The sequence below is a fragment of the Microbacterium stercoris genome (assembly GCF_017592545.1).
Taxonomy (GTDB): domain Bacteria; phylum Actinomycetota; class Actinomycetes; order Actinomycetales; family Microbacteriaceae; genus Microbacterium; species Microbacterium stercoris.
In genome coordinates this window covers 654,715-663,913 of record NZ_JAGFOA010000002.1, presented here as the reverse complement: position 1 = coordinate 663,913, position 9,199 = coordinate 654,715, and the positions used below count along the sequence as shown (strand labels likewise).

8 protein-coding genes are annotated in these 9,199 nt (G+C 71.2%); 1 reads left to right on the top strand and 7 read right to left on the bottom strand.

What is annotated here, in order from left to right; all coding sequences use genetic code 11:
* Positions 1 to 133: 133 nt before the first annotated feature.
* From J5V96_RS07240 to J5V96_RS07230, 3 genes are all read right to left on the bottom strand, one after another.
* Positions 134 to 2,287 carry a DEAD/DEAH box helicase gene (locus J5V96_RS07240; RefSeq protein WP_208502153.1) on the bottom strand — a complete coding sequence of 718 codons (2,154 nt, stop codon included), beginning with the start codon at positions 2,285 to 2,287 and terminating at the stop codon, positions 134 to 136.
* A gap of 164 nt (positions 2,288 to 2,451) precedes the next feature.
* Entirely contained in the window at positions 2,452 to 3,114 is a 663-nt protein-coding gene (locus J5V96_RS07235) for a hypothetical protein (RefSeq protein ID WP_208502151.1), read from the bottom strand.
* Positions 3,115 to 3,150: 36 nt separating this feature from the next.
* On the bottom strand, positions 3,151 to 5,439 hold the full coding sequence (locus J5V96_RS07230) for a heavy metal translocating P-type ATPase (RefSeq protein WP_208502149.1): 2,289 nt from the start codon (positions 5,437 to 5,439) through the stop codon (positions 3,151 to 3,153).
* Positions 5,440 to 5,532: 93 nt separating this feature from the next.
* On the opposite strand from J5V96_RS07230, the gene deoC reads away from it, so the two are divergent.
* Positions 5,533 to 6,252 (top strand): deoxyribose-phosphate aldolase, encoded by a 720-nt coding sequence (deoC, locus tag J5V96_RS07225; RefSeq protein ID WP_208502146.1) that lies wholly within the window; start codon positions 5,533 to 5,535, stop codon positions 6,250 to 6,252.
* Between the two features lie 73 nt (positions 6,253 to 6,325).
* Here the strand turns inward: deoC and J5V96_RS07220 are convergent, their stop codons facing one another.
* From J5V96_RS07220 to truB, 4 genes are read right to left on the bottom strand one after another with little or no spacing between them, the layout of a single operon-like run.
* Positions 6,326 to 7,321, bottom strand: coding sequence for a bifunctional riboflavin kinase/FAD synthetase (locus tag J5V96_RS07220; protein WP_208502144.1), 996 nt, complete (start codon positions 7,319 to 7,321; stop codon positions 6,326 to 6,328).
* On the bottom strand, positions 7,318 to 7,782 hold the full coding sequence (locus J5V96_RS07215; RefSeq protein WP_208502142.1) for a hypothetical protein: 465 nt from the start codon (positions 7,780 to 7,782) through the stop codon (positions 7,318 to 7,320). The genes J5V96_RS07220 and J5V96_RS07215 overlap by 4 nt, the downstream gene beginning before the upstream one ends.
* A 57-nt stretch (positions 7,783 to 7,839) precedes the next feature.
* Positions 7,840 to 8,208: a hypothetical protein gene (locus J5V96_RS07210; protein WP_208502141.1), complete on the bottom strand. Its 369-nt coding sequence runs from the start codon at positions 8,206 to 8,208 to the stop codon at positions 7,840 to 7,842.
* Positions 8,205 to 9,122, bottom strand: a complete 918-nt coding sequence (gene truB / locus J5V96_RS07205; RefSeq protein ID WP_208502139.1) for a tRNA pseudouridine(55) synthase TruB — start codon at positions 9,120 to 9,122, stop codon at positions 8,205 to 8,207. Before truB ends, J5V96_RS07210 begins: the two co-directional genes overlap by 4 nt.
* Positions 9,123 to 9,199 lie beyond the last annotated feature (77 nt).

The following is a 9,199-nucleotide window of genomic DNA, read 5'->3' as shown; positions in this document are numbered from 1 at the left end:
TACGTGTGTTTACCTATTGACATTTTCCCAACCTCGCGGGAAGCGGCAGACCACCGTGGTGGTCTGCCGCTTCGTCCGGGTGTCTGCGATGGATCGTCGCCGGATCGCAATCCTGCGGGTCCGACGATCGGTGTCAGTCGCCCCCGAGCGCGGTGCGCAGCACGTGCTTGAGCGCCGCCAGCTGCACCGAATCGCTCGAGGCGGGGTCGACCGCCTCGCCGTCGAGAGCACGCGCGGCGAGACCCTGCTTCTGGTCGATCAGCTCGGCGATCTTGGTGTCGATCGTGTGCGCCGCGATGATGCGCCAGGCCGTCACCGGCTCGTCCTGACCGATGCGGTGGACGCGGTCGATCGCCTGCGTCTGCTCGGCCGCGGTCCACGACAGCTCGGCGAGCACGACGTTGGATGCGACCTGCAGGTTGACACCCACGCCCGCCGCGGTGAGCGAGCAGACGACGATGCCGACCTCGGGGTCGTTGTTGAACGCGTCGATCGCGGCTTGGCGCACCGTGCCGGTCTGCTCGCCGCGGATCGAGACCGCCTTGATGCCGACCGCCTTGAAGTGGGCCTCGGCCTGGTCCATGACGTCGATGTGCTTGGCGAAGAAGACCACCTTGCCGACCGAGCGCTGGAGCTGGGCGGTGTAGTCGGCCGCGAGGCCGGCCTTGGCCTGTCCGATGCGACGCACCATCGTGAAGACGTTGTCGCCGGCGTTCTCGGCGGCCTTCGACTCCTCGAGCTCGCCGTGGGCGACCAGGCGCACGATGTCCTCGTCGATCTCGCCCGGCGCGAGTCCCCGGTCGCCGCGCGCCTCGATGATCCGGCGGTAGCGCGCCACCAGGCGGGCCGCGAGCTCGCGCTCGGCCTCGCGGATCGAGCGGCCGAACTCGTCGTCCAGCTGCACGGGCAGATCCGCGATCAGCTTGTCGGGCAGGTCCTTGGCGACGTCCTTCTTGCGGCGGCGCACGATGCCCATCGAGATGACGGCGTCTCGGGCCTCCGGGTAGAACGCCTTGTCGGCGGGCGTGAGACCGGTGGCGTCGAGCTTCTCCATGAGCTCGGGCCCGGGCTTGTCACCCGTGGTCCAGCCGAGGAAGCGCCAGATCGCGTCGAAGTCCTCGACGTCGTTGATGAGCGGCGTGCCCGTAAGCGCGAGCAGCAGCGGATCGCCGCCCGGGGTCTGCTCGCGGATGCTCGCGGCGAGCGCCAGCACGTTCTGCGAACGCTGTGACGAGAGGTTCTTGATGAAGTGCGCCTCGTCGACCACCATGCCGCGCAGTCCCAGCTTGGCGAGCCAGCCGAGATGACGGTCCAGGATCTCGTAGTTCACGATGAACACGTCGGCGAACGCGTCGATGTCGGTGCCGTCGCCGTTGATCACGGTCGCACGGCGGTGCGGCGTCCAGCGCTCGACCTCGCGGGCCCAGTTCATCTTCACGACGTTGGGCACGACGACGACCATCGGGTAGGCGTTCGCGACGGAGGCGGCGAGCACCGACTCGGCGGTCTTGCCGAGTCCCGGCTCGTCGGCGAGGAGGAACGTGCGGTGACCCGCGCGCACCGCCTCGAGGAAGCGCGACTGGTGCGCCATGACCTCGAGGCCCTTGGGCGAGAGGCGGTCGAACTCGGGCAGCTCGGGAAGCGGCATCGTGGCGGCACCGCCGCCCGCGCCCTGCTCGAACGCCTTGTACAGGGGGCCCATGAGCTCCCAGTCGTCGAGGCGACGGCGCGGGGTGGGACCGCCGCGACGGTGCTCGAGGTCCGGCGCGAGGAACGGGTTCGACTCGATCCGCGACTCGATCTGCGGCGGCATGACCTGACGCTCGGCCGCGACAGGCGGCACGATCGTCTGGATAACAGCGGGCTTGACGTCGGCGATCACCAGCTCCTCGGGCGGCAGCTCGGCGCCCGACTCGATGAGCCAGTCGCGGCGCATGCGGCGCGCGACGGGAGAGGTGGCCTGGTCGACCTCCAGCAGCTGGATGAGCGACGTGTCGCGGGCGGCCGTCTTGGCCAGGATCGTCGCGACGCCGTCGAGGCGCTTGAGCAGCTCGGCCCGTGCGGCATCGGTGATCTCACCGTCGGCCTTCACACGAGCGCGCTCCTCGCGCACCAGGAACGCGATGACCTGGAACTTGGTGCGGTTCGTCGGACCGAGCTTGCCGCGCTGGGCCTTGGCCTCGACCTCGCGCACCTTGCGGGCGAGGATCGGGATGAGGGGTGCTTCGTCGTCGCGCCGCGCGGACGAGGACTTTCTGCGCTGTCGCGCGGGTGCCGTGGTCGGCATGCTCCTCCTGAGCGTAGAGACCGTCGCGGCCGAGGCATGCACCTGAGCGGCCGGAGTGGTGCAGGCCTCCGCCGAGTATTACAAGAGGATCTCTCGGACGTCGATGACGCGTCGGGCGGCGGGGAGCCTGTGAGGCCAGTCTACGCCATAGGGCCGCGCCGCACCTACGGGAGAATCGCCCGCATGTCGGAGATCGCGTCGTCGACGAGGGCCTTGTCGACATTGGCAGCGTAGGTGGTCAGCAGCAGGTCGCCATCGAGCACGACCCGCTCGTACTCGTGGAAGTCCTGCTGGCGGTCGAGCTCGCGCTGGCAGTCGACCACGGCGCCGGTGGCGTCGCAGCCGGGGAAGTCCCGCGTGAGCGCGTCGCGCACGAGCTGATCGTGCTGCGCCGGCGCGATCGCGGCGTTCTGCGTGAGGAACACGTCGCCCCCGGGCGACCAGTCGCAGTTCAGGTTCGGCGCGCCCTGGATGACATCGAGCAGATCGGCGATCTTCGAGCTCCAGGCATACGGGCGGCCGGGGTTGAGCTGGGCGAATGCGGCGTGCAGCCGATCCTGCATCCCGGGGCTGTACGCCTGCGCGCAATTCGCCGGCAACCCGGCGGGGCCGTCCGTGGCGGGCGGCGCCGGCTCGGCGGTCGGCTCCGTCGGGGCCGCGGACGGCGGCGCGCTCTCGGTCTCGGTCGGCGCGGGCGTCGTCGGCTTCGCCGGGGTGGACGCTGCCGGCGTCGGCGCGGTGGTCGGCTCCGGGGAGGGCTGCGGGCTGCACGCGGCGAGCGCGAGGGATCCGGCGAGCAGGACGACGGCGGGGAGGACGCGGCGCATGGCCCCATCCTCCCCTACCTTCGCGGCATCACCCGTTCATCGGAACGACCGCAGGCGCAGGCTGTTGAGCACCACGAACACGCTCGAGAACGCCATCGCGGCTCCGGCGATCATCGGGGTCAGCAGACCCAGCGCCGCGAGCGGGATCGCCGCGACGTTGTAGCCGAAGGCCCAGAAGAGGTTGCCGCGGATGACGCCGAGCACGCGCCGCGAGAGCCGGACGGCGTCGGCGGCCGCCGTGAGCGACTCGCGCACGAGCGTGAGGTCGCTCGCGTGCATCGCGGCATCCGCTCCCCCGCCCATGGCGATGCCGAGGTCGGCGGTGGCGAGGGCGGCGGCGTCGTTGACACCGTCGCCGACCATGGCGACGCGGCGTCCCGACTGCTGCAGGCGGTGCACCTCGGCGAGCTTGCTCTCGGGCGTCGCCCCCGCGATCACGGTGTCGATGCCGACGGACGCGGCCACCTCGCGCGCCACGGCCTCGCCGTCGCCCGTGAGCAGCACAACGTCCAGGCCGAGCGCCCGCAGCTCGGCGATCGCCGCGCGGCTGTCGTCGCGGACGGTGTCGCCGACCAGGATCGCCGCCCGCGCGGTGGCGCTCATCCCCGCGGCCGAGGCCCAGCCCACGAGCACGACCGTGGACGCCGCGTCGCGCGCGACGGCCTGCAGGTCGTCGTCGACGCGCGCCTTGCGGCCGAGCGCGAATGCGAGGTTGCCTGCGAATGCCTCGCGTCCGTCGACCGTGCCGGCCACACCGTGTCCCGCGAAGCTCTTGAAGCCGGTCACCGAGGGCGTGTCGATACCGCCGGCGAAGGCGACGATCGCCCGGGCGACCGGGTGCTCGGATCCGGCCTCGAGAGCACCGGCGATCCGCAGCACCTCGTCACGGTCGGCACCCCGGCCCAGCACCACGTCCTGCACGGACATGCGCCCGCTGGTGACGGTTCCCGTCTTGTCGAGCACCACCGTGTCGATGCGTCCGGCGGTCTCGATGGCCGCGGGACCGGTGATCAGGATGCCGCGCTGCGCGCCGCGCCCCGTGCCCACCAGGATCGCCACGGGCGTCGCGAGCCCGAGCGCACAGGGGCAGGCGATGATCAGCACGGCGACGGCCGCGATGAAGCCCTGCTCGACGCTCTGGCCGGCGAGCAGCCAGCCGACGAAGGTCAGGATCGCGAGCCCGATCACCACGGGCACGAAGACCCCCGAGATGCGGTCGGCAAGACGCTGGATCTGCGACTTGCCGGTCTGCGCGTCCTCGACGAGCTGCGCGATGCGCGCGAGGCGGGTCTCGGCGCCGACTGCCGTGGCACGCACGACCAGTCGCCCGTCGACGGCGATCGTGCCGCCCGTGATCGACGAGCCGGGTGCGACCGCGACCGGCACCGACTCGCCCGTGAGCATGCTCGCGTCGACGTCGGCCTCGCCCTGCTCGACCACGCCGTCGGTGGCGACGGTCTCACCCGGGCGCACCACAAAACGGTCGCCGGGGTGCAGCCGCTCGACCGGCACGGTGTCGCCGTCGCGCCCGTCGGCGTCGGCGAGGGTGACCTGCTTGGCACCGAGATCGATCAGCGAGCGCAGGGCGGCGCCCGCCTTGCGCTTGGAGCGCTGCTCGATGAAGCGGCCGAGCAGCAGGAAGGTGGTGACCACGGCCGCCACCTCGAAGTACACGTGCATCCCGCCGCTGACGGTTACCCAGGTGCTCCAGAGCAGGGCTGCCAGGGTGCCGAGCGTGATGAGGGTGTCCATGGTCATGGCGCCGTGCCGCGCATTGCGCAGAGTGGCGCGGTGGAACGGCCAGCCCGCCCACAGCACAACCGGAACGCTCAGCGCCAGCGTGACCCACTGCCATCCGGGGAACTGCAGCGGCATGATCATCGAGATCGCCAGGATCGGCACGCTCAGCACCGCCGCGACGATCAGTCGAGTGCGCAGCGGCGTCTCGCCGGCGACGTCCTCGATGTCGTGCACGTGCCCGGAGTGATCCGCGTGGTCGTCGTCTCCGCCAGCGTGACCGGCGTGGTCGTGACCGGCGTGGTCGTGACCGGCGTGGTCGTGATCCGCGTGGTCGCGGTGCGGGGCGGCGGCCGCCGGGCGACGCACGGAGGCGTCGTAGCCCGCCGACTTGACCGCCTCGACGAGCGCGATGTCGGGGATGCCCGCCGGCACGCGCACCTTCGCGGATTCGGTGGCGAGATTGACGGAGGCGTCCGCGCCCGGCACGAGCAGCAGGCGCTTCTCGACGCGTGCCACACAGCTGGCGCACGTCATCCCGTGGATGTCGAGCACGACATCGCGGTGGTCTTCGGTGGTGGAGGTCATGGTTGTACGATCCTTCCTGAGGCTCTCGCAGGGCCGGAACAAGGATACCCCCCTGGGGTATTCCCGGCCACCCCCACGACGTACGCTGGACCCATGACCATCGAACTGACCGAGCGGGGCATCGCCGCCACCATCGACCACGCGATCCTGAAGCCCGAGTTCACACGCGCCGATGTCGACAAGGAGCTGGACATCGCCGCCGAGTGGGGTGTGTTCAGCGTGTGCGTGCGCCCGTCCGACATCGCCTATGCCGTGGAGCGACTCGCCGGCACGGGCGTGGCGGTCGGCACCGTCATCGGGTTCCCGCACGGCACCACCTCGACCGCCGCCAAGGTGGCCGAGCTGGCACAGGCCCAGGCCGACGGTGCCGTCGAGTTCGACATGGTCGTCAACATCGGCGCGCTGCGATCCGGTTTCGACGACGTGGTCACCGCCGACATCGCCGCGGTCGTCGAGGCGGCCAGCGGCGCGGTCACGAAGGTCATCCTCGAGACGAGCCTGCTCGACCTGGAGCAGATCGAGCGCGGCTCCCGGCTCACCGAGGCCGGCGGCGCCACCTTCGTCAAGACCTCCACGGGCTTCGCCGGCGGCGGCGCCACCGTCGAGCACGTGACCCTCATGCGCCAGACCGTCTCCCCCGCCGTGCGGGTCAAGGCATCCGGCGGCGTCCGCGGCCTCGAGGCGGCGATCGCCATGATCGAGGCGGGCGCGACCCGCCTGGGCACCAGCGCGAGCGCGACGATCCTCGGCGAGCTGCGCGCCCGCGCCGAGGGACGCGAGGCCTCGCAGGCACAGGACACCACCTCGTACTGAGCCCCCTGACACGTGACGAAGGCGGGTCGGCCGATGCCGCCCCGCCTTCGTCACGAAACGGGTGGGATCTCCCTCAGAGCGTGGAGGCGTCGCGGATCCAGAGCGGGGCGGCCGTGAGGGCCTCGCGCGCGCGGGCGACGTCGTCGTGCATCTGCTCGATCAGCGCGTCGATCCCCTCGAAGGCGACCATTCCGCGGATCCGTTTCACGAAGGTCACCTCCACCTGGCGGCCATACAGGTCGAGATCCGTCTCGTCGAGCACATATGCCTCGACCTGGCGATGCTGGACGTCGTCGAACGTCGGGTTGGTGCCGACCGAGATCGCCGCCGGATAGCGCACGCCCGACCGCAGCACGTTCTCGGGCGTGCGGGCGACGAGCCAGCCCGCGTAGACGCCGTCGGCGGGGATGTAGCCCTCGGCGTCCGGCGAGAGGTTCGCCGTCGGGAAACCCAGCTCGCGGCCGCGCTTGAGACCGTGCACGACCTCGCCCACGATGGACGGCGGGCGTCCGAGAAGCTTCGTCGCTCGTTCGATGTCGCCCTGCTCGAGCAGCTCGCGGATCCATGTCGACGAGACGCGCCTGCCGTCGCCGGCGCTCGCCACGTCGGCCACGACCTCGACCTCGAAGCCGAGCTCGGCGCCCATCCGACGCAGCAGGTCGGCATCACCAGACCCCCCGCGTCCGAAGCGGAAGTCGGATCCGACGAGCACACGCCGCGCCTTCAGACCCTCTACGAGGATGCGCCGCACGAAGCTCTCGGCCTCCTCGCTCGCCTGCGCCTCGTCGAAGCGCAGCACGAGGGTCGCGTCGATGCCGGTGCGGCTGAGCAGCTCGGCCTTCTGCGTGACGCCGACGAGCGAGCGCGGGCAGCGATCCGGAGCGATGATCGCCAGGGGGTTCCGGTCGAAGGTGACCGCGACCGTGCGCACATCGGATGACGCCGCGTCGACGAGCATCTTCTCGATGATGGCGCGATGCCCCGCATGCACACCGTCGAACTTGCCGATGGCGACCACCGTCGGGCCGAAGTCCGCCGGGATCTCGGCGACGTCCTCGAAGAGGATCACTCTGCCGATCCGGTCTTCGCCGCGACGCGCGTGCGGTGCGTGAACAGCCACCAGAGGCCGAGGAAGGGCAGCACCAGCGGGATGAAGACGTAGCCGATGCCGAAGCCGGACCACACGGTCGCCTCGGGGAACAGCTCGGGCACCACGAGCGAGACCGTGCCGATCGCGAGAACACCGACGAGCTCGAACACGATCGCGACCCAGGCGATGCGGTACCAGGCCTCGCGACGCGAGAAGATCAGCGCCAGCGTGGCGAGGATGTACACGAGTGCCGACGCGGCCGACAGCGAGAACGCGAGCGGGGCGTGGTCGAAGCGCTCGACGATCTGCACGAACGAACGGCCGGTGGCACCGAGGGCCATCACCGCGTAGACGATCACGAGCACGCGGCCGATGCCGGTCATGCGCTTGGCGGCGACGGGGGCCGCGGTGTGCGCGGAAGGAGCGACGGGGGTGGTCATAGCGCCCTCCAGTCTAGGCGCGCCCGGCTGTGCCGCGCCTCGGCGCCGCGGCGGCGGTCAGGCCACTTGCACGGTCCAGATGATCTGCATGCGCCACACCATCACGGCGATCGACAGGGCGACCACGCCCATGATCACGGTGCTCCAACGGCTGCGCTCGATGAGGGCCCACGCGACGCCGGCCACGGGAAGCAGCACCGCCGAGACGAGGTAGACCCAGAACTCGAGCAGGCTGCCCGTGGGCGGATTGCCGGCGAGGGGCGCGACGATGGCGATGACGACCTGCGCGATCAGCAGCAGCTCCACCAGCACCAGGGATCCGACGGTGAGGTCGCTGGGACGACGCCCGGCGAGCCCCAGGATCACCGCGAGCAGCCCCGCCGCGATCGCGACCACCAGCTGCAGGATCGTGAACCACAGGATCACGCCGTCACCTCCGGCATGTTCATCGCGCTCTTGAGGGCCTCGCCCCGTCGCTCGACGACGCCGACCAGCACGCCCTCCGGGTCGACGGCGGCGGCGAGGTCTCCCTCGAGGCGACCGGCCTGCCCCGCGAGCTTCTTGCCGTGGCGCAGGTCGCGCGCCTCCCCCGCCGTGACATCGAGCCGCCCGAGCACGCGCGACGCAACCTCCGCTGGATCGAGCAGCGCGGGAGCCCCGTCGGCGAGAGCCTCGAGCGTGTGCGCATCGGCGAGCTCGAACGGGCCGATGCGGGTGCGACGCAGCATCGTGAGGTGCCCGCCGACGCCGAGATCGGCGCCGAGGTCACGCCCGAGAGCCCGGATGTACGTGCCCGAGGAGCAGTCGATCGTCGCGTCGAGGTCGATCACCTCGGTCCCGTCGGCGAGCGCCGTCCGCCGCGACTCGCCGACGGCGAAGCGCGAGATCGTGACCTCGCGGGCCTTCAGCTCGACGTCCTCGCCCGCCCGGGCGAGGTCATATGCGCGCCTGCCGTCGACCTTGATGGCCGAGAACGTGCTCGGCACCTGCGAGATCCGCCCGGTCAGCCGCGCGACGCCGTCGGCGATCCGGCTGTCGGTCACGGAGTCGAGCGCGCCGGCCGCCGCCGTCGAGACGGTCTCGCCCTCGGCGTCGTCCGTCGTCGTGGCTGCACCCAGGCGAATCGTCGTCTCGTACGTCTTGTCGAGGCCGACGAGGTAGGTCAGCAGTCGTGTGGCCCCCTCGATGCCGAGCACCAGCAGGCCCGTGGCCATCGGATCGAGCGTGCCGGCGTGGCCGATCTTGCGCGTGCCGAACGCGCGACGCGTGCGGGCCACCACGTCATGGCTGGTGATGCCGCCCGGCTTGTCGACGAGCAGGATGCCGGACGCAGGACTCATACCCTCCAGGGTACGTGTCCACCGCTCGGCCTCCGTGCGACGGGCTGCCTGCCGCGACGCTCGCCGTCGCCGGGCGA

Excerpts from the sequence above, each read along its gene's own strand:
- J5V96_RS07230 (WP_208502149.1), bottom strand. The coding sequence starts at position 5,439 with ATGACCTCCACCACCGAAGACCACCGCGATGTCGTGCTCGACATCCAC.
- J5V96_RS07240 (WP_208502153.1), bottom strand. The coding sequence starts at position 2,287 with ATGCCGACCACGGCACCCGCGCGACAGCGCAGAAAGTCCTCGTCCGCG.
- truB (WP_208502139.1), bottom strand. The coding sequence starts at position 9,122 with ATGAGTCCTGCGTCCGGCATCCTGCTCGTCGACAAGCCGGGCGGCATC.
- J5V96_RS07215 (WP_208502142.1), bottom strand. The coding sequence starts at position 7,782 with ATGACCACCCCCGTCGCTCCTTCCGCGCACACCGCGGCCCCCGTCGCC.
- J5V96_RS07235 (WP_208502151.1), bottom strand. The coding sequence starts at position 3,114 with ATGCGCCGCGTCCTCCCCGCCGTCGTCCTGCTCGCCGGATCCCTCGCG.
- deoC (WP_208502146.1), top strand. The coding sequence starts at position 5,533 with ATGACCATCGAACTGACCGAGCGGGGCATCGCCGCCACCATCGACCAC.